The 25906-nt window shown below is 49.5% G+C and carries 26 protein-coding genes, 1 tRNA gene and 1 riboswitch; of the genes, 1 reads left to right on the top strand and 26 read right to left on the bottom strand.

The annotated features are described in order from the left end of the window. The 11 genes from DW922_RS14285 to DW922_RS14230 form a co-directional block, all read right to left on the bottom strand. Nucleotides 1-557, bottom strand: a 557-nt coding sequence (locus DW922_RS14285) for a type IV secretory system conjugative DNA transfer family protein (protein WP_147353384.1), incomplete at its 3' end; no start/stop codon positions are given. Further along, complete coding sequence (locus DW922_RS14280) at nucleotides 557-1039, bottom strand: PcfB family protein (protein ID WP_002304320.1); 483 nt, start codon at nucleotides 1037-1039, stop codon at nucleotides 557-559. The genes DW922_RS14280 and DW922_RS14285, both read right to left, overlap by 1 nt. 36 nt (nucleotides 1040-1075) lie before the next feature. After that, entirely contained in the window at nucleotides 1076-1387 is a 312-nt protein-coding gene (locus DW922_RS14275; protein WP_002304317.1) for a DUF5720 family protein, read from the bottom strand. 10 nt (nucleotides 1388-1397) lie between these two features. Next, nucleotides 1398-2039 (bottom strand): DUF3846 domain-containing protein, encoded by a 642-nt coding sequence (locus DW922_RS14270; protein ID WP_002588969.1) that lies wholly within the window; start codon nucleotides 2037-2039, stop codon nucleotides 1398-1400. Nucleotides 2040-2093: 54 nt separating this feature from the next. Beyond that, on the bottom strand, nucleotides 2094-2621 hold the full coding sequence (locus tag DW922_RS14265) for a hypothetical protein (protein ID WP_002304315.1): 528 nt from the start codon (nucleotides 2619-2621) through the stop codon (nucleotides 2094-2096). A gap of 8 nt (nucleotides 2622-2629) precedes the next feature. Then, nucleotides 2630-3556 (bottom strand): ParB/RepB/Spo0J family partition protein, encoded by a 927-nt coding sequence (locus DW922_RS14260; RefSeq protein WP_002304314.1) that lies wholly within the window; start codon nucleotides 3554-3556, stop codon nucleotides 2630-2632. Further along, nucleotides 3513-4340 carry a ParA family protein gene (locus tag DW922_RS14255; protein ID WP_002304313.1) on the bottom strand — a complete coding sequence of 276 codons (828 nt, stop codon included), beginning with the start codon at nucleotides 4338-4340 and terminating at the stop codon, nucleotides 3513-3515. The genes DW922_RS14260 and DW922_RS14255 overlap by 44 nt, the downstream gene beginning before the upstream one ends. A 6-nt stretch (nucleotides 4341-4346) precedes the next feature. Continuing rightward, a complete protein-coding gene (locus DW922_RS14250) occupies nucleotides 4347-5276 on the bottom strand; it encodes a DUF6017 domain-containing protein (protein WP_002304312.1) in 930 nt (309 codons plus the stop codon). Continuing rightward, nucleotides 5273-5476: a hypothetical protein gene (locus tag DW922_RS14245; RefSeq protein WP_223385014.1), complete on the bottom strand. Its 204-nt coding sequence runs from the start codon at nucleotides 5474-5476 to the stop codon at nucleotides 5273-5275. The genes DW922_RS14250 and DW922_RS14245 overlap by 4 nt, the downstream gene beginning before the upstream one ends. A 569-nt stretch (nucleotides 5477-6045) precedes the next feature. Beyond that, nucleotides 6046-6122, bottom strand: a tRNA-Arg gene (locus DW922_RS14235). A gap of 268 nt (nucleotides 6123-6390) precedes the next feature. Continuing rightward, a complete protein-coding gene (locus tag DW922_RS14230; RefSeq protein WP_118544037.1) occupies nucleotides 6391-7284 on the bottom strand; it encodes a DUF3881 family protein in 894 nt (297 codons plus the stop codon). A gap of 238 nt (nucleotides 7285-7522) precedes the next feature. Here DW922_RS14230 and DW922_RS14225 point away from each other — a divergent pair, with 238 nt between their 5' ends. Next, nucleotides 7523-8461, top strand: coding sequence for a ketopantoate reductase family protein (locus tag DW922_RS14225; RefSeq protein WP_118726926.1), 939 nt, complete (start codon nucleotides 7523-7525; stop codon nucleotides 8459-8461). On the opposite strand, the gene DW922_RS14220 is transcribed toward DW922_RS14225, so the two are convergent. The 15 genes from DW922_RS14220 to DW922_RS14145 form a co-directional block, all read right to left on the bottom strand. Continuing rightward, a complete protein-coding gene (locus DW922_RS14220; protein WP_118726925.1) occupies nucleotides 8443-9219 on the bottom strand; it encodes a hypothetical protein in 777 nt (258 codons plus the stop codon). The two genes, DW922_RS14225 and DW922_RS14220, sit on opposite strands and share 19 nt — an antisense overlap. Then, a complete protein-coding gene (locus tag DW922_RS14215) occupies nucleotides 9216-9452 on the bottom strand; it encodes a hypothetical protein (RefSeq protein WP_118726924.1) in 237 nt (78 codons plus the stop codon). The genes DW922_RS14220 and DW922_RS14215 overlap by 4 nt, the downstream gene beginning before the upstream one ends. Before the next feature lie 32 nt (nucleotides 9453-9484). Then, on the bottom strand, nucleotides 9485-9805 hold the full coding sequence (locus DW922_RS14210; RefSeq protein ID WP_118726923.1) for a hypothetical protein: 321 nt from the start codon (nucleotides 9803-9805) through the stop codon (nucleotides 9485-9487). 96 nt (nucleotides 9806-9901) lie between these two features. Further along, nucleotides 9902-11236 carry an NADP-specific glutamate dehydrogenase gene (gdhA, locus tag DW922_RS14205; RefSeq protein ID WP_118726922.1) on the bottom strand — a complete coding sequence of 445 codons (1335 nt, stop codon included), beginning with the start codon at nucleotides 11234-11236 and terminating at the stop codon, nucleotides 9902-9904. A gap of 285 nt (nucleotides 11237-11521) precedes the next feature. Beyond that, nucleotides 11522-13462: an ABC-F family ATP-binding cassette domain-containing protein gene (locus tag DW922_RS14200; protein WP_118726921.1), complete on the bottom strand. Its 1941-nt coding sequence runs from the start codon at nucleotides 13460-13462 to the stop codon at nucleotides 11522-11524. Between the two features lie 129 nt (nucleotides 13463-13591). Next, nucleotides 13592-15226: an ATP-binding cassette domain-containing protein gene (locus DW922_RS14195; protein WP_118544025.1), complete on the bottom strand. Its 1635-nt coding sequence runs from the start codon at nucleotides 15224-15226 to the stop codon at nucleotides 13592-13594. A 355-nt stretch (nucleotides 15227-15581) separates the two neighbouring features. Further along, nucleotides 15582-16979, bottom strand: a complete 1398-nt coding sequence (fliB, locus tag DW922_RS14185; RefSeq protein WP_118726919.1) for a flagellin lysine-N-methylase — start codon at nucleotides 16977-16979, stop codon at nucleotides 15582-15584. Between the two features lie 183 nt (nucleotides 16980-17162). Next, on the bottom strand, nucleotides 17163-17930 hold the full coding sequence (locus tag DW922_RS14180) for an amino acid ABC transporter ATP-binding protein (RefSeq protein ID WP_118707965.1): 768 nt from the start codon (nucleotides 17928-17930) through the stop codon (nucleotides 17163-17165). 14 nt (nucleotides 17931-17944) lie between these two features. Further along, entirely contained in the window at nucleotides 17945-18598 is a 654-nt protein-coding gene (locus tag DW922_RS14175; RefSeq protein WP_118544023.1) for an amino acid ABC transporter permease, read from the bottom strand. Between the two features lie 71 nt (nucleotides 18599-18669). Next, a complete protein-coding gene (locus tag DW922_RS14170) occupies nucleotides 18670-19548 on the bottom strand; it encodes an amino acid ABC transporter substrate-binding protein (protein ID WP_118720891.1) in 879 nt (292 codons plus the stop codon). Between the two features lie 226 nt (nucleotides 19549-19774). Further along, nucleotides 19775-20872, bottom strand: a complete 1098-nt coding sequence (locus DW922_RS14165) for an ABC transporter ATP-binding protein (RefSeq protein ID WP_118726918.1) — start codon at nucleotides 20870-20872, stop codon at nucleotides 19775-19777. Beyond that, nucleotides 20872-21888 (bottom strand): iron ABC transporter permease, encoded by a 1017-nt coding sequence (locus tag DW922_RS14160; RefSeq protein WP_118726931.1) that lies wholly within the window; start codon nucleotides 21886-21888, stop codon nucleotides 20872-20874. Before DW922_RS14160 ends, DW922_RS14165 begins: the two co-directional genes overlap by 1 nt. A 41-nt stretch (nucleotides 21889-21929) precedes the next feature. Then, complete coding sequence (locus DW922_RS14155) at nucleotides 21930-23243, bottom strand: ABC transporter substrate-binding protein (RefSeq protein ID WP_243032252.1); 1314 nt, start codon at nucleotides 23241-23243, stop codon at nucleotides 21930-21932. A 19-nt stretch (nucleotides 23244-23262) separates the two neighbouring features. Then, complete coding sequence (locus tag DW922_RS14150; RefSeq protein ID WP_118726917.1) at nucleotides 23263-24252, bottom strand: hypothetical protein; 990 nt, start codon at nucleotides 24250-24252, stop codon at nucleotides 23263-23265. A gap of 194 nt (nucleotides 24253-24446) precedes the next feature. After that, the gene (locus DW922_RS14145; RefSeq protein WP_118720889.1) at nucleotides 24447-25478 is read right to left on the bottom strand and encodes a sirohydrochlorin cobaltochelatase; all 1032 of its coding nucleotides are present in this window, start codon (nucleotides 25476-25478) and stop codon (nucleotides 24447-24449) included. A gap of 211 nt (nucleotides 25479-25689) precedes the next feature. Next, nucleotides 25690-25896: riboswitch (cobalamin riboswitch) on the bottom strand. Nucleotides 25897-25906: the final 10 nt, after the last annotated feature.

The following is a 25906-nucleotide window of genomic DNA, read 5'->3' as shown; positions in this document are numbered from 1 at the left end:
TGACTTTTTCTCTGTCCTATATTATTGTAACCCTTCGGGTCAGTGACCACATAGGAACTGTGCATCTGGAGAAGGTTTGGCTTCAACCAAAAGCGAGTTTTACCGGAACCCGAACCGCCGATAATCAGAACATTCTTATTTCGGGCATTGGCAGGATTCTTCGGGCGATTGCTCATCATCAGCCGCTCCGTTTTCGTCAGGATCACATTGTCCTCGAACTTTGGTGCAATAAACGGCTCAATATCTTTTGCCGTTCCCCAACGAGCAGAACCGTACTCAACATTGTGTCGGTACTTCTTTGCGTTTTTGCCTTTTAGATAGACAGCCAGCCGAAGTCCTGCGCCGCAGAGAATACCAATCAGCAAATCCAACGGGTGAAAGCTGGGAAACGGATTGTTCAGGGCTATCGGAAGGGCATGAAAAAAGCTGAGGATTTTCGCAGATGAATCTGCCCCCTCAGCCAATCTCCATGCTTCTCCTAAATTCGTAGCGAACAACCCTACCAGAAAATACGGTAAATTCAGAATCAGGAGCTTTTTCATTTTTCTCTTATCCATCACAGATCACGCTCCTGTTTCTTCTCTCGAACCTTCTTCGGAATCGCTGCGACAATTTCCTTGAACTTCTTCAGCTGCGCCAGAACGCTCGGCTTTTCATTCTTGGTTAATGCCCTTGCCTGATGTTCCTTGCAGATTGCATCCAAAGCATCTGCATCTTTAGAACGGACAAAAACAAGAAACCGGGGAGGATCAACGGACTTATCTTTTCTTACGGCAAAGTCCACGCCATACTTCTTGGCGAGCTTTTCAAAATCACGGATACTCTCTTTGTCGATCTCAACATTCGTAGCACCCTGATTCTGTCCCAAAAGCTGTTTCACGGATTGCTTTCCATGAACGGCAGGGTCTCGTGCCTTTTTCATCTTCACTTTTTCCCGGTGCTGCAAATACTTGCGGATACCGGCAATGATAGTGCGCCCCGTCAGCTTGGTTGTGCTGATCGCCAGGTTTACTGTTCTGTTTTCAACTTCTTCCTGCATGATTCATCACCTCCTGCAAGCAGTAGAGTGAACAGATTATCGTGCCATATCTCTGTGGTCGTAATACAGATTGCCCTTGGCAACTGCGGCATGGCTGATAATCTTGATATTGCCAGCTTTCTGGTTATCCAGAGCCTTCTGATAACCCACATCGCTCAAATACAGGCGATTTCTTTCGCCTTTCCAACCGACAGGCGATTCATCGGTCAGCACATCGAAAATAATCATGTGCTTGGTGGCGTCATCAAATCGTGCCAAGTCCATATAGGTATGTCCCTGGTACTCCTTGGCACCATCCTGAATCCGCTTTCGCTCCATCAGCTCTCCAATCGTCGAATTTCTTTGCATAAGAACCTCCTTACAGAACATCTCGGTCAGGGTTACTTTTGTGGGGAACCGAATCAGCTTTGACAGGTGCATCTTCTTTCTTCACCATGTCATCCGGCAGGGGAAGCGCCATAATGCTGCGCCCCATGCGTACAAAAGTCTCAGGCTGATGAAAGTGTTCCTCAAACTGCTTCATCAGTTCCGGGGACAGAGAACAAAAATCATCCTCGCCCAATCCCACAACCAGAAAATCACCGGCGATAATGTCATAAATATCGCCGTCATCATCACGCAGCGCACGGTTCAGTTCTTTGCCTACGAGTTTACCTTCGTCGTGCATCACCAGTGCAACCGGCTCATTGAACGGATAAGTTGCCTCAATATCGCCACCTACGGCTTTCTGCAAATCCTCCAGCTCACAGCCGATCTGCACAGCCTGCGGATACATGAACGGCTTTACCAGCAACACATTCATGGTATCTGCCTGTTCTTTCTGAACCTCCCGTTCCTCGGTCGTGCCGAACGCAACACCGGTAAAGTTTTCGGAGTCCAGAATGTACTCCGAATTGTAATAAGCGGCTCTAACCTGTTCCTCTGCCGCATCGTGAGATTCTGCTTGCACCGTAACCGTTTTCTCCAAGGTTTCGGTGATCTTCACATCGTATTCTTTCAAGTTTCGATACCTCCGTTTCTTTGGAAATAAGAAAAGCGACCATCCATGAACCTGTTACAGTTCATAAATAGTCGCATCCACATCGGCTAAAAGCTCGAACAAGCAAATATCGTCCAGTTCGCAAATCAGGGAACCCATGTCGAAGAAAATATCGTCCTCGCATTCCACCGTAGTAACCACGCTGCGGTGTTCGTTAAGACAAATGGCTTCTTCCTTGTCCATCGTGATCGTAGACATACAGGACACCACATAGAATGTCATATCTTCTGCTAACCACAGCTCCTTGCTCTGAATCGTGCGAACTTTTTCATCGCCGCTCATATCTTCTACATAGGACAGAAGCCGCACGGCTCTGCTGTTCAGAAGTACCTTTCCCTGATAGTCGATACCCTCACCAGCAGAGGACAATACTCGATACTCGCTAATCATCTCGGCATTTTTCTGAAACGACTTTGCCAGAAGCGCAGGAGAAATATCATCGAACTCCTCACTGTAGTTTACGAGCATATCTACCATATAATCAGGATCGCAAAGGTCGTAGAGTTCTTCCAAAGCGCCCTGAATGTTTTTGGGTGTAAACATTTTTTACCTTACCTTTCCATTGATTTTTCTCTTTTTTTCTGCCATTGCTCCAAAAGCTGAATGATTTTATCCTCCATCTGCTTGTTGGTATAGGACTTCGGGAAGTATTTTCGCAACGAATCCGTTTTGAAGGTTACTCTGTCCAGCTCTCCCTTCTTGATTTCATTCATAATCTCGCACATCGCATCCAGCGTACACTCGCCCTCCTGTGCGAGCTTTTTAATTCGCTGTGCTTGCGAAAGGGAAGGAGCTGCTTGAGCATAATCCATTGCAGAAAGAAAATCCTTCTGTTCTTCACTTGCCAGATAGGAAAGCTCCACCGCAGGATTGAATTTGATCTGACCCGTATCTACCATATCCAGCAGTTCCGGAATCAGTTCGGTCAGACGGATATAACGGTGTACCTGATTTCTGCTTTCTCCTGCCTCCTGACCGACTATATCCATTGCCTGCAACTTCATCCCAACTTGGGATGAAGTTAAATCGGTGCGTTGACCTTGATGTTTAATCGCATCCAGCTTCATCTTATAAGCAAATGCTCTTTCACTCGGCAGGATACTCTCCCTCTGCAAATTCGCATCAACCATCAAAATAATGGCTGCATCATCGTCCAGGTCACGAACAATCGCAGGCATGGTTTCCTTACCCGCAAGCTCCGATGCCCGGTGCCGCCTGTGACCAGAAACGATTTCATAACCACCGTCGGGGTCAGGACGGACAATCGCAGGAGTGAGAACTCCGAAATCTCGGACGCTCTCTGCCGTTTTCATCATTTCTTCATCATCAACCACACGGAAGGGGTGTCCCTCAAAGGGGTGTAGCTCAGAAAGCGGAATTTCCTGCACACGCTCCTGCTGGGCTTCAGCTCTGGATTGATCGGTGGAGAAAATATCATCGTACCCCTTCAAGCTGATGTTTGCGCCTTTTTTCTGCATTGTTTAACACCTCCTTCGTCAGAATTTTATAGGCTTCGGCAACTTTGCCTTTGGGATCATGCTTGAAGATACTGGTTCCCTCTGCGCTGATTTCCTCTGCACGGACAGAGCGGGGAATGTCGGTCTTGTAAACCTTCAGCTTTCCGCCGTAGCTCTCCCGAATCAGATTGCTGATGTCTTTGGAGTAGTTGGTGCGGCTGTCCACCATCGTCAGAAGAATCCCTTCAATCCTCAGTTTCGGGTTGATTTGCCTCTTGACCTTGTTGATGGTTCCAAGCAGCTGTTCCAGACCCTTTGCAGGAAGGTATGCTGCCTGAACCGGTATCAGCACATTGTCGGCAGCTGCCAACGCATTGACGGTCAGCATACCCAAAGACGGCATACAGTCAAGAAGAATGTAATCATAATTCTGTTTGACTGTATCCAGGTATTGCCGGAGAATGGTTTCCCGGCTCATGGCATTGACCAGTGCTACCTCCATACCTGAGAGTTCGATGTTGGACGGCACCAAATCAACGCCCTCCGGATGATGAAGAATCCCTTCATCGGGAGTAATAGGGTTTTCCATCATAATCTTTCCCATCAGATCGGAAAGTGTCGGAGACAGATCATCCGGGCAGGGATTGCCCAAACTGACCGTCAGGGAAGCCTGGGGATCGGTGTCTACCAGAAGCACCTTTTTTCCTTCAAGAGCCAAGCCAACGCCCAGATTCTCGGTGGTGGTGGTCTTTCCAGTGCCTCCTTTCTGATTGACCACCGCAATGATGGTTGCTTTTTTCGACATTTATCGTCACTCTCCTTCCTCTCGCTTCATTTTCAATTTCTTAAATCCTCCTTCCAAATATCCGTGTGACATATCGTGCCGAACAAGAGCATCGTAGTAGGTGTCTATTGTCGTCGGCGCATTGTATATCGTAGTCAGCATATACTGACGGATATTTCTAATCTTTGTGGTGTTCTCCTTGAAGCAGTCCATAACATATCGAATGTGTTCGGCATTCAGTTTCATAAACCGACTGCGGACAATTTCTGCCGGACGCTCCTCTGCACCAATGCGAATCAACGGTCGCTTCGTGCAAACTGTTTCAACGATCAACTCCAGAATGTTATCCAGCATTTCGGAATCGTAAGGGTAATCCTTCTTCAACAAATCCATACTAAGCTGATCCGAGAAATAATCAAAGTATTCTTGATACCGGTCATTCTCGTCCATCATTCCACCATTTCCGGAAGGAAAGATAGAATCAGTATCACTAAATTCAGTATTTTTAATATCAGTATTATTACATTGTGATTTCGGAAGTTCTTGAGTTGTGATTTCCATTGTTCCAGAATTGTGATTTTCACAATTCAAGAGTTGTGAATCCACAGCAGAGATAAAGTTCTTCACATAGATCAGGTTGGGCTTTCCCAAACCCTGGCGCTTACGTTCAATCAATCCTGCTTTCTTCTCAAGTTCACTGAGCAGCTTGATAGCCTTTTGTTCAGCACAGTTCAGAGCCATCTTCGCTTCGTCGATTGTAAAAATGATATACACTCTACCGTTTTTATCTATCCAACCATTCTTGGCAGACAGGCTCATGCGGTCAAGCAAAATGCCATACAGCATCTTGGCATCGGCAGAAATATTCCAGAACCTCTCGTTCGTGAACAACACCTTCGGAACTCGATAGAATGTGAATAGATCGGATTGCTGACCGTAAAAATAATCAAAACTCACACGGCTTCACCACCTTCTTTCTGCGGAAAACTTTCTGTTGTCAGCGGAATGCTGCGGAAAGTCGTATCCGTCTTTTCGTAAGGACATCGGGCAAAATAGTAGAAGCGGTATTCCTGTTCATACACATCCATATCAACGAAGCCCCACTTCACGCATAACCTTCTTCGTACACCAACCAATGCACGGGTGATCTCGCCCATAGGGACAGCCATCACATTCCGACTTGGGTTTCGGCGGCAAAGAGATTAAGTAGTAGCAATTATTTCTACCCAGACGGCAGCCCTTTCTGCCATTCGTCCAGAAGTAGCAGTAATGACAGTCGCTCGGCTTGTCTGCGGTATAAACAGGCTTGCTCAAATAAAACACCTCCAATCTCTTGTATTTGCCCATGGGTTTGGGCATAAAAAAAGAGCGCCTATCCATCCCCAATGCGGGGCAAATAGACGCTCTATGTACATAACGATATTTAATTTTATCTGCTATAACTGCATGGTATTCAAAACATCCGCCTTTTTTGATTAGCTGGATTTTTGGCACGATTTTGGGGCTGATTAGCAGGAAGGGCATTTTCATTAGCAAGAACAGCCCGTTTTCTGCTAAAAATTAGCTGGCGATTTTGTCTTATAACAACCGTTCGATTCTGGAGGGGTTGTCAAAAATCAAATTTTGGAGTAGAATTTTATCTCATACAGTGAAAGAGCTTTTTCGTAGCTTTTTATATAAGAAAAGCCGAAAACCCTTGAAAACAAAGGCTTTCGGCGTTGTTCACTGGCGTCCATAAGAGGATTTGAACCTCCGACCCCACGCTTAGGAGGCGTGTGCTCTATCCAGCTGAGCTATATGGACGTGTCTGATATATGATTATAGCCCGATCAAAGTCGAACTGCAATCCCTTATTTAGTTTTTTTTGAGGTGGCCGTTGTAACGCAACCTTAGGAGGCGCTCGTTATATCCATTTAACTATGAGAACATCGTACGTAAAACGCACTTCTATAGAATAACAAAAATCCCGCAAAATAGCAAGCCCCGGCAATCATTCCTCTGCCAATTTATATTGGCTGCTGTTCACGCATGCGCTCCCAGCAATGCCAATTTCCTGCCCGTCTCTGCAACTTTATAATTCCGCTTTCGATCCTTCGGCAAACTTTGCAGTCCCCTGCATCCAGATCTGCCCTTTAAACCGGCGACCAACTTTCGGCTCCCCCATCAGATCCTTCTGGGCGATACCTACATGGAACAGCATATCGCTGCAGCTGATGGTCAGATCGTAAACCATCTCGCCGGTGACGCGGTTTTCCTTCGTATCGATCTTTGTAATCTCCCCGATGATGGAATACTGGTCACACTCGATGCCGCTTGGCATGAAAGTAGAATCCACGATAGAATACAGATCTTCCTTCATGGCACGTCTGGAAACCTGGGAATACAGATCAATATCCTCGATTGTCAGCGTTTCCATGGCATCTTCATCGCCTTTCTTCGCTGCCTCTAACAGGTTATTGCGGTCTCTGGCCGCTACCTTTGCCATCTCGATCTGCTTTCTGGTTTTATGGAGCGGAAGAAGCACCTTGCCTTCTGCTGCCAGACCAGTCAGATTCACCGATTCTACCGTCCGCGACATCCGCTTGATCTTTCGTTCCCGATATTCATAACCGTTTTCCAGATAAAAGATCAGGGAAATGCCCACCCGGTATTCATCCAGAAGTCCGGCATACGTCTCTTTTTCAGTGTGGCGCTGAATGGAGCAGTCTGTTTCAGATGATACATCTGCTGAATTCAGATAAGGATAATAGTACTCACACTGAAATGCCCCTTCTTCGTTCATTTCCCCCATCATGACGATGCCCATGCCGGGTGCCACCTCTGCCCGCAGTTCACACAGATTCGTCTCCTCATCAAGCTGGATGCGGCGCCATTTGGCGGACGGCACTAACGATGCCAGCAGCCGTTCGATATCCCGCTTTCTTCTATATGTGCTAAAGCCGATACTTCGCAAAAATTTATGCATAGTTTCATGCCCTCCAAATCCTCAAAAATCCGAAGCTATTCCTAGCCGTCACAGTTTCGGACTAAAATCATGTTACTGCCCACACAATGTGCAAACAGCAATGAAAAATTATTTACGCCTCATTATACATGATACGTAACAGCATTTCAATCGGAAAGTTGACAGGCGGCACTTCCGGTAATATCATGAAAGAAGCTTACACCATAAACTTATCATACGAGCGAGAGGAGCAAAATTTATGAAACAGACTACCCCCACTATCGGCATTCTCGGAGCCGGTGCCGTTGGTTCCTATCTGGTTATGGGACTTTCTGAAAAATATAAGGAAAACCTCTGGGTCATTGCCAGCGGTGAACGCAAAAAACGTCTGGAAGAAAACGGACTTCACATCAATGACCAGCACTATCTTCTCAATGTAAAGACACCGGACGAGGCACACGGTGTTGATTTTCTCTTTGTCTGTCTGAAATATACCCAGCTTCGTTCTTCCCTTCCGGATATCGAAGCCATCGTAGATGAACACACCACGGTCATCAGCCTGTTAAATGGCATCGACAGTGAAGAAATCATCGGACAGCGTATTGGTATGGAGCACATGATCTATTCGCTGATCCGTATTGCTTCCCAGCGGATCGGTAACTCTGTTCATTTCCCGGTCCCGAAGGGCTACAACGGAATCTATGTTGGTCTGCCGGGCCAGCCTGCCAGCCTGGATCCTCGTCTTTCTGCCATTGCAGATATCTTCGCAGATACCCCTGTCATCCTGCACTTAAGCGATGACATCCTGCTCGATATCTGGGACAAGTTCGGCTTAAACATTGCCCGCAATCTTCCGCAGGCGATCCTGGGGGTCGGCATGCAGGCTTATGAAGACAGCACCTATGTCAATGCCATTATGCGACAGATGCGCCATGAGGTTGTCCTGGTCGCAAACGCGAAGGGAATCCCACTTAAAGAAGAATTTAAAGCCGGAAAATGCAAACCTTCCCAGCGTTATTCCACCCTGCAGGATCTGGATGCACACCGTCCTACCGAGATTGATATGTTCTCCGGCGCCCTGGTCCGCATGGGAAAAGAGCTTGGGATCGAATGCCCGTACAATGAAATGACCTACAACCTCATCAAGGCACTGGAAGAAAAAAATGAAGGGAAATTCGATTATCCGGAGGAAAACTGATTACTGTTATGGGACACGTCATTGACGTGTCCCATTTGCTGCTCTATTCTCCCCTGTCTCAGCCTGCTTTTCATTCTCTTTTTATTCCAATTAGTAAGCTTCTTTCTCGCCGAAACCTCTGCAATCTGCGCTTTCATAAGCTGTTCGATTCCAAAGAATTCATCGATCGCATCCGTGTATGATATGCGTTCCATGCACTTTGCGGCCACGATTCCTCCAACCTTTACGGCCGTTCCGATTCCACCAAATACGGTTGCTGCTACTCCTACACACAAAAGTGTGCTTCCACCGGCGGCTACTGCACAGAGACCACTTACGATCCGGCATCCGGATGTGACTGCCTTACAGTCCGCGATCCGCGACTGGATCTTGATCAGGTTTTCCCTGGCTTTTTTATCTTTTAGTCTTTGTGCTTCTTTTTTCTCTTCTTCTGTCAGTTCCGCCTCTCCATCCGGACCTTTTTTCTCTTTCTGCTTTTCCTGCGCTTCCTGTTCCTTCTGTAAATGAAGCTGCTCAGCATTTTTATCCAGCTCCTGAAAGCGCCGTTGTGCCTTCATGCCTCTCCGCTTTTGAATCCCGGCATGCACAAAATTATAGGTTTCAACACCTGCGGTAACTCCTCCTACCGCAATTCCGGCGATTGCTAAGCCTGTCGTAGCGCTTTCTCCCAAAACCTTATCGATAACCACACCGACATAGGTCTTGGCATCTCTCAGGCCATTATCAACAATTCCCAGTGTTTTTCCGGCAACCGTCATCTTGTCAGCTGCAGCTCTGCTCCCAGATTTTTCACCGCATTCCGCATCTCCCGTTCCAGCTTAAGCTTGCGTCTGGATAGCTTGCGGTTGCCTTTATGCGCCGTATATTCATCACTCAGGTTCTGCAGCTCTGTGATATGCAGTAAAATATTGTCAAGGGCCTCTTTTTGCTTAACCTGTCCGGGATTCCCATCTTCCATAAAAACCCGGCCATCCGCAATGTTATCCTTCACTGCATTTAGGTTTTCCAGCGGTATTGCTCCGTTTAAGCGGCGATTCTGTACTTCATAAAAATTCCGCGGAATTCTTCCATGCTCATGCGTCCGTCTGTCACTTTGAGGAGCGCATCGGTAAACTGCTCGGATATCGCAAACATCGCGTTTGCCGCGATCAGCTCCGCTGCCACCGAATCGTCAATATCTAACGGCATCGCAATAGAATTGCGGTAGATCAGGGTGGTTCCGTCCTTAGTTACTGCAAAAGCTCCGGTTTCCGTAAAGCAGTTCAAAATGCTGATTGCCTCATACAGTCTCGGAACCTTATTGTTCACGTATTGCACAAACAGTAATGACACAATTTTCCACAAACCCAAAAACTCCCGCAGGAGCTGTGGAATTTAGGTCCACAGTTCTGCGGGAGTTTTGGTTTTGTATCCGTTTTCTATTTCAGCCCAAGTCGTATCTTATACAATACCCTGTGCCAGCATAGCATCTACAACCTTCTCGAAGCCTGCGATGTTTGCGCCTGCAACATAGTTGCCCTCTACACCGTAGCGTTTTGCAGCATCGTCTGCCTTTGCGAAGATGTTTACCATGATGTCATGCAGCTTTGCATCTACTTCCTCGAAGGTCCAAGAAAGTCTTAAGCTGTTCTGGCTCTGCTCCAGACCGGAGGTTGCAACGCCACCTGCGTTTGCAGCCTTACCAGGCATGAAGAGGATCTTCTTCTCTACGAAGAGGTCGGTAGCTTCTCTGGTGGACGGCATGTTAGCACCCTCAGCTACTGCGAAGCAGCCGTTTGCGATCAGTGCTTTTGCATCGTCTAAGTTCAGCTCGTTCTGGGTTGCGCACGGAAGAGCAATGTCACACGGAATGGTCCAGATGCCCTTGCCCTCGGTGTATTTTGCAGTCGGAACAGCATCAACGTACTCTTTGATTCTGCCGCGGCGAACTTCCTTGATTTCCTTTACAACGTCCAGCTTGATGCCGTCCGGATCGTATACATAGCCGTTGGAGTCGCTCATTGCAACAACCTTAGCGCCGTACTGCTGCGCTTTCTCGGTAGCGTAGATTGCTACGTTTCCGGAACCGGATACCAGAACGGTCTTTCCAGCCAGCTCTTTGCCATTGTGGCTTAACATCTCGTTTAAGATGTAGATCAGGCCATAGCCGGTTGCCTGTGTTCTTGCCAGGGAACCACCGAAGGTCAGACCCTTACCGGTCAGAACGCCCTCGTACAGACCAGTGATTCTCTTATACTGTCCGAACAGATAGCCTACCTCTCTTGCGCCTACGCCGATATCACCAGCCGGAACGTCGGTATCTTTACCGATGTGACGGTACAGCTCGGTCATAAAGCTCTGGCAGAATGCCATAACCTCACGGTCAGATTTGCCCTTCGGATCGAAGTTGGAACCACCTTTACCACCACCCATAGGCAGTCCGGTTAAGGAGTTTTTCAGGGTCTGCTCGAAACCTAAGAATTTTAAGATGCTCTGGTTTACGGACGGATGGAGACGAAGACCTCCCTTGTACGGTCCGATCGCGCTGTTGAACTGTACGCGGTAGCCCTTGTTTACCTGTACGTTGCCCTTATCATCTACCCACGGAACCTTGAAGGAGACGATTCTCTCCGGCTCTACAAAACGCTCCAGGATACCTGCTTTGCGGTATTTCTCCTCGTTTGCGTCAATAACCAGTTTTAAGGAATCCAGAACCTCTTTGACTGCCTGATGGAACTCCGGCTCGCCCGGGTTCTGTGCTACTACTCTCTCATAGACCTCATCTACATAAGACATAACTATTCTCCTCCTTGAGCTATTATCTTTTTCTTAAAAAAGACAATGAGGCACCGCCAATATCGGCGGAGCCCCATTGCTCTCAACGTATCGTAGAAATTATAGCAAGTTAATTTGCTAAAGTCAATCCTTTGATTTCGAAACTTACATTGCAAAAAATCATAGCTGATATGCCTTATATTTATATTTTCGTAAAGAAGCCATAACAAAAATCTCCTGAATCTGCATGTTTCAGGGCTTGAAAAAATTAAGCTTACGCATGAATACCATAAAAATCCTGAAATGTTATGACTGCGCGGCGATTTTTTCTGCCAGCTCCTGTAAATACATCCAGCGGTCCATCTTTTCTTCCAGCAGTGCTTCCTTTTCAGCCTTCTCAGCCATCAGCTGGTTCAGCTTGCCATAATTAGTCGCGGATTCCGCGATCTGGCCGTCCAATGCCTCGATCTCTGCTTCCAGACCGGCGATCTCATCTTCGATGGTATCCCACTCGCGCTGCTCTTTATAGGAGAACTTCAGCTTTTTCTGGTGTGCGCGGCCATCCTGGGAGGATTTTTTGCCTGCACCAGCTGCATTGAGGCCATCCGCATCCACTGCATTCTGGTCCAGACTTCCTGCTGCGCCATTTCCACCAGCTGCTCCAACACTTCCCGCAGCGCCACGGCCATAACTATCTCCTGCTGCACCATTCTTCCCGCGTCCAGCACTTCCACCCAGAAGATCCGGGTGTTTTAGCAGATATGCCGCCTGATAATCGGTGAAGCCGCCCTCATACTGCACAACCTTTCCGTCTCCCTCAAACGCGAAGATCCGGCGCACCATACGGTCCAGGAAATACCGGTCATGCGATACCGTGATCACGATGCCCTGGAAGCTGTCCAGATAATCCTCCAGAATGGTCAGCGTGCGGATGTCGAGGTCGTTGGTCGGCTCATCCAGGAGCAGGACATTTGGCGCATCCATCAGGATCCGTAAGAGATACAGTCTGCGCTTTTCACCGCCGGAAAGGCGGCTGATCGTGGTATACTGCACGCTTCCCGGAAACAGAAAGCGCTCCAGCATCTGGGATGCGCTGATGCTTCCGTCCTTCGTCTGCACGTACTCTGCCACATTGCGGATGTAATCGATGACCTTTAAGCTTTCATCCATTGCCTCGTTTTCCTGGGAAAAATAACCGATCTTTACGGTCTGGCCGATCTCAATGCTTCCGGAATCCGGCTGCACCCATCCGGCGATCATCTTCATGAGCGTGGACTTTCCGCTTCCGTTCGGTCCGATGATCCCCACACGGTCATTCTTTAAGAAAATGTAGGTGAAATCTTTTAGCAGCACCTTATTGCCGTAAGACTTGCACAGATCCTTCACCTCGACCGTTGTACGTCCCAGACGGCTGGAAATAGATTCCATCTCCACCTCTTTGTCAAACTCCGGCGCATCCATGTCACGAAGGGCTTCATAGCGCTGGATGTGGGCCTTCTGCTTGGTGGAACGTGCACGGGCACCGCGCTGCATCCAGGCAAGCTCGGTTTTTAAAATGGACTGACGCTTGCGCTCCGATGCCACTGCAATGTCGATGCGCTCTGCTTTCAGCTTTACAAATCCCTCATAGTTGGTCTGATAGCTGTAAAGCTTTCCTTTATCCAGCTCCACGATCCGGTTCGTTACGCTGTCCAGAAAATACCGGTCATGCGTGATCATAAGAAGCGCACCGCGGAATTTCTTTAAGTAGTCCTCAAGCCAGTCTGCCATCTCACTATCCAGATGGTTCGTCGGCTCGTCCAGGATCAGAAGATCGGCTGTGGAGAGCAGCACACTGGTCAGCGCCACACGCTTTCTCTGACCACCGGACAAATGCTCCACCTTCTCGTCAAAGTCATAGATGCCAAGCCGCGTCAGAATATTCTTCGCGCTGGCCTCGATCTCCTCGCGCGAGGAAAAATGTGGCTCTGACGCATTGTCCCGCACGATCGCATCCAGAACCGTATCCCCTGCGGTGAAGACCGGGATCTGCGGAAGGTAGCGGATATATAAGTTGCGCCGACGCACCACAGAGCCGTCATCCGGCTCCTCCAGACCTGCCACGATCTTTAACAGCGTGGATTTTCCGGTTCCGTTGATGCCGATCAGGCCAACCTTCTCGCCTTCGTTGATGCTGAATGCGGTATCATCAAACAGCAGGCGCTCGGTATAAGATTTTGTCAAATGTTCAATTGTAATTAAGCTCATAATTCACTCCACATGTGCAAAAAGGACAGCCCCGTCGATCCCCGCGGGGTTCGGTCATGGGACTGCCCTCTCTATTTTCAGGTTTGTCTTTGCCGTTCACGCAAAAAGCCGCGGCAAATTGCCAGGAAGTTAATCCTCGTCTTCCTTCTCATCCACAGCAAATACGAAACGCTTTCTTGCCATCTCGTCGCTCTCAAGGTACTCGTCGTAGGTGGTGATCTTATCGATCAGCTTACCGTTTACGATCTCCATAATACGGTTTGCGGTGGTCTGCACGATCTGGTGGTCACGGGAGGAGAAGATCAGCACGCCCGGGAACTTGATCAGTCCGTTGTTCAGTGCAGTGATGGACTCCATATCCAGATGGTCAGTCGGCTCGTCTAACATCAGCACGTTTGCTCCAGAGATCATCAGCTTGGAAAGCATGCAGCGGACTTTCTCACCACCGGATAAAACGCGAACTTTCTTCACGCCATCCTCGCCGGCAAACAGCATACGGCCAAGGAAACCACGTACATAGGTTACATCCTTCTCCGGAGAGTACTGGGTCAGCCAGTCTACGATAGTATCGTCGCTGTCGAACTCTGCAGTATTGTCCTTCGGGAAATAAGACTGGGTTGTGGTAAGCCCCCACTTGTAGGAACCCTCGTCCGGCTCCATCTCGCCTGCCAGGATCTGGAACAGAACGGTCTTTGCACGCTCATTCGGTCCAACCAGTGCAACCTTGTTGTCGCGGGTCAGGGTGAAGCTGATGCCATCTAAGATCTTCTCGCCGTCGATGGTCTTGGATAAGTTCTCAACAGTCAGGACCTCATTTCCGATCTCGCGGAACGGGCGGAAGTCGATGTACGGATACTTACGGCTGGACGGACGGATGTCGTCTAACTCGATCTTCTCTAAGGCACGCTTTCTGGAAGTTGCCTGCTTGGACTTGGAAGCGTTTGCGGAGAATCGCTGGATGAACTCCTGCAGCTCTTTGATCTTCTCCTCTTTCTTACGGTTTGCTTCCTTCATCTGTTTTACCATCAACTGGCTGGACTCGTACCAGAAGTCATAGTTACCAGCGTAAAGCTGGATCTTACCGTAGTCGATATCTGCGATGTTGGTGCAGACCTTATTTAAGAAGTAACGGTCATGGGATACCACGATGACGGTGTTCTCGAAGTTAATTAAGAACTCCTCCAGCCATGCGATCGCATCCAGATCCAGATGGTTGGTCGGCTCGTCGAGAAGCAGGATGTCCGGGTTTCCGAACAGTGCCTGTGCCAGCAGGACCTTGACCTTTAATGCACCGGTTAAGTCTTTCATCAGGCTGTAATGATACTCGGTATCAACGCCCAGACCATTTAACAGGTTCGCTGCGTCAGACTCAGCCTCCCAGCCGTTCATCTCTGCGAACTCACCCTCTAACTCTGCTGCCTTGATTCCGTCCTCATCGGAGAAATCCGGCTTCATGTAGATGGCATCTTTCTCTTTCATAACATCGTACAGGCGCTTGTTTCCCATGATAACGGTATCCAGTACGGTGTACTCGTCGTATTTAAAGTGGTCCTGCTGCAGGAAAGAAAGACGCTGACCCTGGGTGATGACAACATCACCATTGGTCGGCTCTAACTGTCCGGATAAGATTTTTAAGAAGGTAGACTTTCCGGCACCGTTCGCACCGATCAGTCCGTAGCAGTTTCCTTCGGTAAATTTGATATTTACATCTTCAAATAATGCTTTCTTGCCCACGCGCAGGGTAACACCATTTGCACTAATCATTCTTTTCTAACACCTTTCATAAAAAAGAGGGGCATAATCATGTCCCTCGTCTTTTGCATCATCTCTATTTTACAGGAATTTCCGTATTTTGCAAGCGCTATTTCACTGGATTTTGCGGGATTTTTCAGGTTTTTCCCATTACTGTTCACGCATGCGTGCCCAGCAACGGAATTTTGCCGATGCTTCGCATTCCAAATCGGCAAAATCTGCTGCCACAACTGTATTGTACGGAATTTTCAGTTCAGAAAATTCCTACCCGTATACAGTAACATTTTTCCGCGGTTTTCCCAGCTGCGGAACTGCTTTTCCACAAAATCATCTGTTCCAGGGTGTGTTTTGAGGATATCCCGCTTCTCTATTTCCACTCCACAGAAGCCGCCAGCAACGCCCGCAGACAAAACTCTTCCCGCTTCACCAGCTCATCCTCCAGCAACCCGCGGTTTTCATCGGAATGCTCTACCTCTCTCGAGAAGCAATGCACCAAATCCACGATCTGCGCCTCCGGCAATGCATACCCCGGCACCTTGCCCCGGATTTTGTTCTGAACCACTGCCACAGTATCTCTCTCAGTATCTCCAGCTGCCAAAGCATCTTCCTGGCTCCCCGAGGCTCCCTGCAGCGTTCCCTGTGTTTTCTCCTGCAGCCACTCTGCCATGAGCATTTCCTCCACCAGAACCGTTGCTGCCACAGCCAGTTTCATTTTTCCATATGGATTATCGTTATAAACTGCCCCGCAGAAGTAGCCGAACACAAAGTATACCATGATCTGCTCCCTAAGAAGCTCCATGCGTGTACCATTTGCATCCAGAAACGCCCGACGGTTCGCCTCATACGTTTCCCATCCGGCTCCGTAAAGAATCTCATCCATACCATCTCTGCGCTCCGGCCATGCAGCATCCAGCGGCTCCATCTTCTCAAACACCGCAAAAAGTTCACTTGCAGTTTCAAAGCGGCTGTACTGCCCAAGTCCGGCTGATGCCAGGCGGCGGCAGAAACGATCCACCACAGCCCCTGCACCACTTGGTGCCGTCTCTCCAATGTCTGCTGCATCTTTTTCAGCGTTCCCAGCTTTCTCCGTGTTCTTCACTTCCTGCGCATGTTCTTCCGCCTGCACTGCACGGCACATGCTTCCCACGCGGTACCGCTCCAGCAGTCCGTCCACCTCATAAAGCTTCTCATCCCGCACTCTGCGCTGCAAATCATGAGCCAGTGCCAGGCACATCGCCATGCGCAGCTCACTAGATAAATTCCGGTTTTCCAGAATCTCAAAGATCACATCACGCACTTCACCGAGCTTGGTATACAGGAAAAAGTCAAAATCCTCATCCTCACAGCTTTCCTCTTTGTCATTCTCGCTGGAAAGGAAGCGCACCGGCTCCTTCGTTCCCAGAATGATCCGCGCCGCCTCAATGCACGACAAGCACAGTGACACCTCTCGCACACCGTCAAACACCTCGATATGACGGGGGTAAGTCTTACAGGTCCAGCACAAACTGTCCGGTCCCATTCCCATATAAAGGTCGCAAAGATTCTCCTCATTCAGGAACGCACACCGGTGATCCCGCTGCTTAAAGCACTTCTGCTTCCAGTCCACCGACTCCTGCAGGCGTGTCTTCATCCCGCCCTCAGCCTGACGGTACTTCTTCAACGATTTCGGATCGATCGTAATCGCCCAGCCTGCACAGCAGGTATCCTCACATGCCGACGCGATGCATCGAAACTTTTTATAGTAATGTGGATATGTATACAGCATACTCATTATCTCCTGACAAATTTTATCACTACTAATTATTATACCAACATCACACCGTAAATATCAATAGGTCCGAAAGCCCCCGCTACATACGAAAAACCTGCAACCACTACTGAAATGGCAGAGATAGGCTAACTATCTGCCATTTCAGTAATGGCTGCAGGGATTTACTGTGCGATATTGTTACTTAAGCATCGCCCCATAGCGCCCCAAAAAGTTCTTGGTGCGCTCATTCTCGGATGCGAATACCTGCGCCGGAGTTCCCTCCTCGACGATAACTCCGTCTGCCACGAAGATCACGCGGTCGGAGATATCTCTCGCGAAGGCCATCTCATGGGTTACGATCACCATGGCAATGTGCAGGTCTGCCAGCGACTTAATAACCTTTAACACCTCTCCAGTCAGCTCCGGATCCAGTGCGGAGGTCGGCTCGTCGAAGAACAGGATCTTCGGATTCAATGCCAGGGCACGGGCGATCGCCACACGCTGGCACTGTCCGCCGGATAACTGGCACGGATACGCGTCCGCCTTGTCGGCCAGTCCCATTTTCTCCAGAAGCTCCATAGCTCCTTTGCGTACCTCTTCTTTCTCCCGCTTCTGAACGGCTATTGGCGCATCCATCACATTGCGGAGTACCGAATAATGCGGAAACAGGTTAAAATTCTGGAATACCAGTCCGTAATTCTGCTGGATCTTCTTCAATTCCTGTTTCGATGCATAAACTGCATTTCCCGCTGCATCGTTCCAGGCTGCCTTTTCCCCTAAGTAGATCAGCTCACCACTGTCCATGGTCTCTAACATGGTCGCACAGCGCAGCAGCGTGGATTTACCCGAACCAGACGGCCCGATGATGGATACGATCTCGCCCTCTCCTACATGCAGAGAAATATCCTGAATGACCCCAAGGTCTCCAAATGATTTTTTTACATGATTCATTTCCAGTAAGTTCATGATATCCTCCAAATTTATTGATAGTAGGAAAGTTTCTTCTCAATCCATTCCATGGCTACTGCCACGATCAGGTTAAAGACATAATAGAATACACCGGCTGCCACAAACGGGATCATGCTGGTCTGGGAAGATGCCAGTGCTTTCGCAATAGCAAACATCTCCAGAACGCTGATGGTAAATGCCAGAGATGTATCCTTGACCAGGGTAATGACCTCGTTGGTCACGGACGGTAAGATCCGTTTGATCACCTGCGGCAGGATGATACGGAAAAAAGTCTGGCTGCGGCTGTAGCCTAAAAGCTTTGCAGCCTCGTACTGGCCTGCCGGCATAGACTGGATGCCGCTGCGGTAGATCTCCGCGAAATATGCTGCATAGTTGATGACAAATCCGATCATCGCTGCAATTAAACGGTAATTGTTACTCTTGATCTTAATGCCGAACAGATAATAAGGTCCAAAATAAACGACCATCAGCTGCAGCATCAGCGGGGTGCCGCGCATGATAGAGATGTAGGTCTTTACGATTCCCTGAAGGATCTTATTCTTCGACATTCTTCCGAATGCGATCAGAAGACCAAGGGGCAGGGAAAAAAGCAGCGTCACGACGAAAATTTCCGTGCTGACCAGCATTCCTCCTGCTAACTGTGATACCATTGTGTTAACCTGCATAACTTCTACTCCTTCGTCTTCTGATTCATTCGGGACGGCTTCGTTCTTCTGCCGTCACATATCATTCTTTTTTATTTTCCGATGGTGGTTACGTCACGGCCAAACCATTTCTCAGAAATCTCTGCCATGGTGCCGTCTGCTGCCATCTCGTCCAGTGCGCCCTGAACTTTATCTCTTAACTCTTCGTTACCCTTCTTAAAGCCAATGCCATACTCCTCGGAAGAAAGGGTCTCATCCAGGATGGTGTACTTGTCAGACTCACCTCTCTGCTCGATCTGGTAACCAGCTACGATCACGTCCATAGCGATGGCATCAACAGCGCCCATCTCCAGATCCATGAATGCAGTGTTGTAATCCGGGGTTGTCTGAAGAGTACCAAAGGTAGCACTTAACTCTGCGTTGTCCTTTAATGCAGCCTCAGCGGAAGAATCGGTCTGAACCTCAACAACCTTGCCTGCCAGATCAGCCAGAGTGCTGATGCCGGAATCTGCTGCTACAACGAATACCTGACTATTGTCCATATATGGGGTACTCCAGGTGTAATCATCTTCACGTCCATTCATGGTGAAGCCGTTCCAGATGCAGTCGATGGTGCCGGAGCTTAACTCCATATCCTTTGCGTCCCATGCGATCGGCTGCGGAACAAACTCAAGGCCCAGTCTGTCTGCCACTTCCTGTGCCAGTTCCAGATCAAATCCAGTATATTGGCCGTCATCTCCTACAAAACCCATCGGCGGGAAATCCTGATCGAAGCCAACGGTAAAGGTGCCGCCCTCTGTACCAGCCTCGTCTGCTGCCTCTGCAGTAGTCTCTTCTGCCTTGGTCTCCTCAGCGGAAGTTGCTGCCTCGGTTGCTGCTGCAGTGGTCTCTGCCGGTTTGCTGCCTCCGCATGCGGTCATGGATACTGCCATCATACCTGCCATTGCTGCGCTTAACATTCTCTTTCTCATAATATTTCCTCCTCATTTTGCGGGTTTTGCTGCTGCCTGCTGCCAGACAGTAACAGGGATTTTCCGCTGCGGTTCACTCCACTTTCCGAAGCGGATATTGTACACGTACCGCGAACACGTTATCATGGTAGCATACTAAAGTGTTTCTGTCTACCCTTTTTTCACAAAAAGAAGATTCTCTGTTGCTGCACAAAGGCAGGAATTTTTCGAATCGTTTTGAACGGGCTTACATTTTTCCCGTCTCCTGCGCAAACCGGGCCAACTCTTCGTTTTTCCGGTTGATCGTTCCGAACGCCTTTGCACAGCAGATCACGCTCCTGCAGTCCTTCAGTACCCCAAACGCCGCCTCATAAGTTTCCTGCTGAATTGCTTCGTATGGCCGCTCCGAAATCACCTGAACCGCCAGAGCCTTCGCCACCGGATAATCCAGGTCATTTTCATGCAGAATTCCTGCTGCAAATGGAATCCCCTGTCTTTGCAGCCTCCGGTAGACCGGAATTCCGCTCCCGTTTCCACCGATCACAAATACTTCCGGCTTGCCCTTCACCGGAGGCAGCTCCACCGAACCATACTCAGCGCAGTAGCTTTCCTGCGGGACCCCAAACAATTTTTCCATGCAGGTTTCTGTAAAGATTTCTTCCGGCGTTCCGCATTTCCAGATCTGGTTTTCGCCGACACAGACAACATAGTCCGATACCTTCTGCGCCAGATCCAGCTCATGCATGGACATCAGCACTGCCACCTTTCGCTCCCGCACCAGTGTTTTTAAAATGGTGAGCAGCTCCATCTTGTGACGGATATCCAGAAATGCAGTGGGTTCATCCAAAAGAATCACCTGCGGCTGCTGGCAAATGGCGCGAGCCAGCAGGATTCGCTGCCTTTGTCCATCGCTGATCCGGGAAAAATCCCGGTCTGCAAGATCCTTTGCGTGTACCATGTCGAGCGCTTCCCATACTACCTGTTTATCTTCATCTGACAACGTTCCAAAACGCCCCGTATGCGGATAACGCCCCATGGACGCCACATCAAAACAGGTCATAAGCTCTGGCCGCGTCCGCTCTGTCATCATGACGGCCATCCGCTTTGCGATTTCCTGCTCCGACCAGTCTTTCATGGCTGTCTTTTCCAGGAAAACCGCACCATCTACCGGCTTTAGCTGCCCTGCGATACTTTTTAAGATCGTGGATTTTCCTGCACCGTTTGGACCGATCAGCGTCACGATTTCCCCACGTGCGACATGAATATTGATCTCGCGGATCCAGACTTTTCCATCATACCCCGCCGCAAGATCATCCGTCCTCAGATATGCTTCTTCCTGTTCCATCACTTCTGCACTCCCTTTCTGCGAATCATAATCCAGATCACCACCGGCGCCCCAAATACTGCCGTTACCGAGCTGATGGAAAGTTCCGTCGGCGCAAACAGCGTCCGCGCGATCAGGTCACTGAACAGGCAGAACACCGCACCGCCTAGGAAGCAGCCGGGGATCACAACGATCGGCTTCGCCGTCCCAAACAGCCGTTTCACGAGCTGCGGCACTGCGATTCCCACAAAAGATACCGGACCGGCAAAGGCCGTCACGCAGGCGGACAACACACTGGATAATAAAATCAGTTCCGCACGGAAACGCTTTACATTTACGCCAAGGCTTCTGGCATATTCTTCGCCGAGCTGATAGGCACTGATGGGCTTCGCCATACAAAAAGCAAGCACAAACACCGGAAGGACCACCACCGTGATGACCCTCACCTGATCCCAGGTCGTTCCGGAAAAGCTGCCCATAGACCAGTTGTGCAGGTTCACGATATTCGCGTCGTCTGCAAAGGTCACCACAAAGTCCGTAACCGCCGAGCAGATATAGCTGATCATGACACCGCATACCACTAACACCGACATCTGCCGGATCCGTTTTGCGATTACCAGCACAAAGCCCATGGAAAGCATGGAACCAGCAAAGGCCGCCACGATCATGGTTGCTGAGCCCATAAAAAGTCCTTTTCCCAGAAACAGGATCATGACCAGCGCCACCACAAGCTTGGCCCCGGAAGAAATGCCAAGAACAAACGGTCCGGCAATGGGATTTGCGAAAAACGTCTGGAGCAGAAAACCAGACACGGAAAGTGCCCCGCCAAGCAATGCCGCCGCAAGAAGTCTTGGCAAACGGATGTCCCACAGGATATGGTATGCTGTACTCTCCCGGTCTGTTCCGGACAAAATTGCCTGTATGTCCTGGAGAGACAGGGAAACACTTCCCACACGAAAGCTTGCCGCCGCAAGAACCGCCAGCAAAAATCCAAGCAGCAAAAATCCAAGTTGACAGCGCATGATCCGATTCTTCATAACGTTTTTCCTCTCATTCTTTCCAAACTGCAAAATCTGCATTACTGCAGCCGGTGCAGATAATGCAGTTCTCCATCCGCAGGCTCTTCCTCTGCAAACACGGTGTGCAGATCCAGGATCATATTGCCAAGTCCCATCGTCTCCTGGAACATATTTTTTCCGGTACACCAGACATTGCCTTCTTTAACGGCCTTAAAATCTGCCAGAAGCGGACTCTTCGCCAGAAGCTGATCGAGCGTTTCCAGTTCCCCGTCTATGGTACTGTTGTAGATCAGGATATCTGCATCCTTTGCTTCCGCATAAAAGGTTTCCATCTGCATATTCATCGTGGAAAGTGCATTTTCCTCTTCCGATGCGGTCTGCGGCACATAGCTTCCGCCCGCAAGCCCGATCATCTTTGCCACATAATCTCCCGGTTTTCTTACATTCACTGCACCATTCGATGTGATGTAGAAAAATGCCGCAGTCTTTCCGGCCGGCTGTTCGGACAGCACACCGTCTAAGGCTTCCATATTTTTCTTGAAAAGCTGCTCTGCCTTTTCCTCCTCGTCAAACAGCACACCGTACAGCCGGATCCATTCCATTCTTCCAAGTGGGTGCTCCTCATAGCTGGAGCGTTCTACCAGTACCGGGATTTTCAACTGCGAAAGCTGTTCTTTCACATCCGGCGTATGGTAGATCATGGTCGATTCCACCGCCAGGTCGCAGCCATCTGCCAGAATCTTTTCGTAATCCGGGGCACTGTATTTTCCTGCATAGGTGAGGGTTCCGGCTTTCATTGCCTCTTTTGCCGCTTCCACATACCACCCAGATTCTTTGGTGCCGGACAACGTGATCCGGTCCGTGCGTCCGATCGCCGCGATCAGATCCATCGCGGAAGTTGCTGCCAGATACACATGGTCTAACGGTTTCTGCAAAACAGTAATGGAATCCGGTACTCCTTCCGGCACCGGCATGGTTTCCGGTACGACCAGATACTTCCCATCATCCTGGATCTGGATCAATTCATAACCGCCCTCGTAAACATCCACGGTAAACTGCGTGGCATACAAAAGCTTCATGCTGCCTTCCGGCTGCATTTCACTCCAAACCGGTGCCGCCGTTTTTGATGCTGCATCAGACGCTGACTCCCCACTATTTTCCAATCCTGAAAACTCTGTGCCTGAAACTTCCGCACTTGCACTCGCCGGCTCAGATGTCACGACACCTGACGCAGAATCCGATTCAGAGCCTGATGCCGATACACCGCCGCCTGCTGCCCCGGCGCATCCCGACATTCCTGCCAGACAAACCATCAGCACTCCAACCGCCAGAAGCTTCCGCATCCGTTTTAATTCTTCCCTGTTTTTCATCATACGCCTTACGACCATCCCTTTATTTCGCCTCAGTAATGGATGCCGAATCAAACAACAGGGTATATTCAATCTCATGCGGCGTGCTCATCGCGGTAGTATCCGCTGCCACAGCAATTTTCCGGTCAAACACGGCAACCGGAATCTCAAATGCAGAATTTCCGCCCTGGTTTACCGGCAGGAATTTTTCTTCCCCAATCTTCATGTAATCATAGTTCGGACTGCTCCAGCGTACCGTTGCAACTGCCTCTCCATCCTTGATTTCCAGCTTTGCCGGAGACTCCACCGTTACCTTTCCGGAGCCGCCTTCCATGGACACCTCCACGGTATAACTGCCGTCTGCAAGTCCCAGACTCTCTGCAGTCACCTGCCTACTTTCCAGATAGGCATCGTCCGGCAGGGAATCGGCACGAAATACCAGTACCCGGTCATACCATTTTTCTTTCTTTTTGCTGAACGCACTGCAGTCGATTTCCTGATCCAGCGCCTCTACCGGCACCGTAAAATGATGGCTTCCATCGGACGCCTCTTCGTACGGGATCATGTCCTCCTCAGAGGCATTGACTGCCTCAGCGCCAGTTCCTATATAAAGCTTTAAATAGCCGGTGCCGCCCATCTTCATATCCGCTGTCATCTCGCCATTCTTTACGGTAAGTTCACATTCCTCGATCTGAAACATGGAAGAGCTGGAATCCACATTTACCGGATACACGCCATCCTTTAATTCCGAAGCCGGGACCGGAACCATGCCCTTTGTCCCTACCTGTTTCTCCGCGACCGTCTCCTCCGCTGCTGCGACTGCGCTGTCCGCAGACGATTCGTCCTGACCTTCGCTCTGGTCTGCCTTCTGATCTACAGTTTTCTCCTGTGCACCATCCGCGGTCTCGCCTGTAACAACCGGCGCTCCACCCTGTGCCGGCAATGTCTCTGCCTGTTTTTTTCCGCCGCAGCCTGCTGCCAGCATACCACTCAGGCAAACAGCCGCCATAACGCCATAGATTTTTTTCTTCATAACAATGCTCCTTATTCTCTATAAACCAATCAACGGAGGCGCCGCTGGCGCCTTCCCGCTATGCAATGCAGCAAAAACGGGTGGCCGGAACTCCATCCTGCCACCCGTTTTTTCTATCTTCTGCTCGAATTTTACATTCAATGCCTCTTGCCTGCAGCTTTTTGGCGATTTCCAAACACTGCTGCAAAGCGATTTTATTTTAAGGTATCGATTGCAGCCTGTGCATGCTCGGTAAACAGCTTCTGGATCGGCTCTAACTCGCCTAAACCGCGCAGAATGCAGGTCACTTCATAACCCTCTTTCTCAAACTCGGTCTTCCAGGAACCATCCTCGTCGCCTGCCATATCGTTGTTTGCATGGTCACCGGCTACGATCATAAGCGGCTCAAGAACAACCTTCTTGTACTCGCCCTCTTTTACCTTTGCGATGACATCATCCAGACTCGGCTCAGCCTCAACGGTACCTACATAGTAATGCTCAAAGCCTTCATCTGCCAGCATCTGCTGCATCTTTGCGTAAACACCATTGGAATCTGCCTCAGTGCCGTGGCCCATAAAGCAGATTGCGGTCTCACCGTCATCGTACTCTGCGGTTGCGTCTGTGATTGCCTTGATGACTGCCTTAAAATCATCATCACTGGTCAGAAGCGGCTCGCCTACTGCTACCTGCTCAAACGCGTCAGAATTCTGTGCGATCTCATCAACCAGATCGTTGTACTCCAGGCCATTCATCAGATGAGTCGGCTGGACAACCAGGGTCTTTACGTTATTGTCAACCGCACGCTTGAGTGCTTCACCTACGTTATCGATCGTTACGTTATCTCTAGACTTTACATGGTCAATGATGATCTGGCTGGTAAAGCCTCTTCTTACGGAATAATCCGGGAATGCCTCCTCCATTGCGTTCTCAATTGCGCCAATGGTCAGACGGCGGCTGTCGTTAAAGCTGGTTCCAAAGCTGACAACCATCAGCTCCTTATCGCCGATCTCGTCCTGATTTCTTGTGTTGTCCATAGATGCATCTCCGGTGTCATAATTTTCTTCGTCTTCTGCCTCAGCCTCTGCAGTTGTTTCCTCTGCTGTAGTCTCTGCCTCAGTCTCAGCCTCGCTGGAAGCCTCTGCCGCTGTGGTTGCCTCGGTCTTCTCTGCCTTTCCTGCACAGCCTGCCATCATCGCAGCAGAAAGCGCAGTAACTGCAAATAACGCTGTCAGTGTTCTTTTTTTCATTTTTGGTATCCTCCTTGATTTCCTGACATTACCGATCTTGGAAGTACCAGGAACTTGTGCCACAGACTATGGCCCTGACCGTTCTCATTCCCGCAAAACGCAGAAAATACCTAAAAACACGGCACGACCAAGCCCTCGTGGTCTGGAATCCGCTGCCTCCTGCGCTGCTGTCCGGCATATAGGTGCCAGACAGACTGCACCTGCAACATCTGTTCCTGTACCAACAGCCGGCAGGTTTCCTGACTTGTATCTCCACACATACGATCACCTTCCCGGTCTTCCAGAAAAACCAGTGGCACAATACCAATCTTATGCTCCTTACTTACAGTGACGAGATCGCGCAGGCTTTTCACCTGCTTCCCTTTTACCCATTCTCTGCTCTCATGCAGATTCCGGCACCCGCTGTCCTCATTCGATATGCCCCCATC

This window comes from Clostridium sp. AM42-4, from assembly GCF_003480105.1.
In the GTDB taxonomy this organism is placed as follows: Bacteria; Bacillota; Clostridia; order Lachnospirales; family Lachnospiraceae; genus Brotaphodocola.
Note: the sequence above shows the minus strand (reverse complement) of the source record. Positions and strands in the feature narration are given on the sequence as shown.

What these genes read in the sequence shown, in the direction of transcription:
- DW922_RS14160 (WP_118726931.1), bottom strand. Translation starts at nt 21,888, where the DNA reads ATGAAGAATCGGATCATGCGCTGTCAACTTGGATTTTTGCTGCTTGGA.
- DW922_RS14200 (WP_118726921.1), bottom strand. Translation starts at nt 13,462, where the DNA reads ATGAGCTTAATTACAATTGAACATTTGACAAAATCTTATACCGAGCGC.
- DW922_RS14145 (WP_118720889.1), bottom strand. Translation starts at nt 25,478, where the DNA reads ATGAAAAAAAGAACACTGACAGCGTTATTTGCAGTTACTGCGCTTTCT.
- DW922_RS14175 (WP_118544023.1), bottom strand. Translation starts at nt 18,598, where the DNA reads ATGCAGGTTAACACAATGGTATCACAGTTAGCAGGAGGAATGCTGGTC.
- DW922_RS14220 (WP_118726925.1), bottom strand. Translation starts at nt 9,219, where the DNA reads ATGACGGTTGCCGGAAAAACACTGGGAATTGTTGATAATGGCCTGAGA.
- DW922_RS14260 (WP_002304314.1), bottom strand. Translation starts at nt 3,556, where the DNA reads ATGCAGAAAAAAGGCGCAAACATCAGCTTGAAGGGGTACGATGATATT.
- DW922_RS14255 (WP_002304313.1), bottom strand. Translation starts at nt 4,340, where the DNA reads ATGTCGAAAAAAGCAACCATCATTGCGGTGGTCAATCAGAAAGGAGGC.
- DW922_RS14280 (WP_002304320.1), bottom strand. Translation starts at nt 1,039, where the DNA reads ATGCAGGAAGAAGTTGAAAACAGAACAGTAAACCTGGCGATCAGCACA.
- DW922_RS14155 (WP_243032252.1), bottom strand. Translation starts at nt 23,243, where the DNA reads ATGATGAAAAACAGGGAAGAATTAAAACGGATGCGGAAGCTTCTGGCG.
- DW922_RS14265 (WP_002304315.1), bottom strand. Translation starts at nt 2,621, where the DNA reads ATGTTTACACCCAAAAACATTCAGGGCGCTTTGGAAGAACTCTACGAC.
- DW922_RS14165 (WP_118726918.1), bottom strand. Translation starts at nt 20,872, where the DNA reads ATGGAACAGGAAGAAGCATATCTGAGGACGGATGATCTTGCGGCGGGG.
- DW922_RS14170 (WP_118720891.1), bottom strand. Translation starts at nt 19,548, where the DNA reads ATGAGAAAGAGAATGTTAAGCGCAGCAATGGCAGGTATGATGGCAGTA.
- DW922_RS14225 (WP_118726926.1), top strand. Translation starts at nt 7,523, where the DNA reads ATGAAACAGACTACCCCCACTATCGGCATTCTCGGAGCCGGTGCCGTT.
- gdhA (WP_118726922.1), bottom strand. Translation starts at nt 11,236, where the DNA reads ATGTCTTATGTAGATGAGGTCTATGAGAGAGTAGTAGCACAGAACCCG.
- fliB (WP_118726919.1), bottom strand. Translation starts at nt 16,979, where the DNA reads ATGCTGTATACATATCCACATTACTATAAAAAGTTTCGATGCATCGCG.
- DW922_RS14275 (WP_002304317.1), bottom strand. Translation starts at nt 1,387, where the DNA reads ATGCAAAGAAATTCGACGATTGGAGAGCTGATGGAGCGAAAGCGGATT.
- DW922_RS14180 (WP_118707965.1), bottom strand. Translation starts at nt 17,930, where the DNA reads ATGAACTTACTGGAAATGAATCATGTAAAAAAATCATTTGGAGACCTT.
- DW922_RS14195 (WP_118544025.1), bottom strand. Translation starts at nt 15,226, where the DNA reads ATGATTAGTGCAAATGGTGTTACCCTGCGCGTGGGCAAGAAAGCATTA.
- DW922_RS14245 (WP_223385014.1), bottom strand. Translation starts at nt 5,476, where the DNA reads ATGGGCGAGATCACCCGTGCATTGGTTGGTGTACGAAGAAGGTTATGC.
- DW922_RS14150 (WP_118726917.1), bottom strand. Translation starts at nt 24,252, where the DNA reads ATGAAGAAAAAAATCTATGGCGTTATGGCGGCTGTTTGCCTGAGTGGT.
- DW922_RS14230 (WP_118544037.1), bottom strand. Translation starts at nt 7,284, where the DNA reads ATGCATAAATTTTTGCGAAGTATCGGCTTTAGCACATATAGAAGAAAG.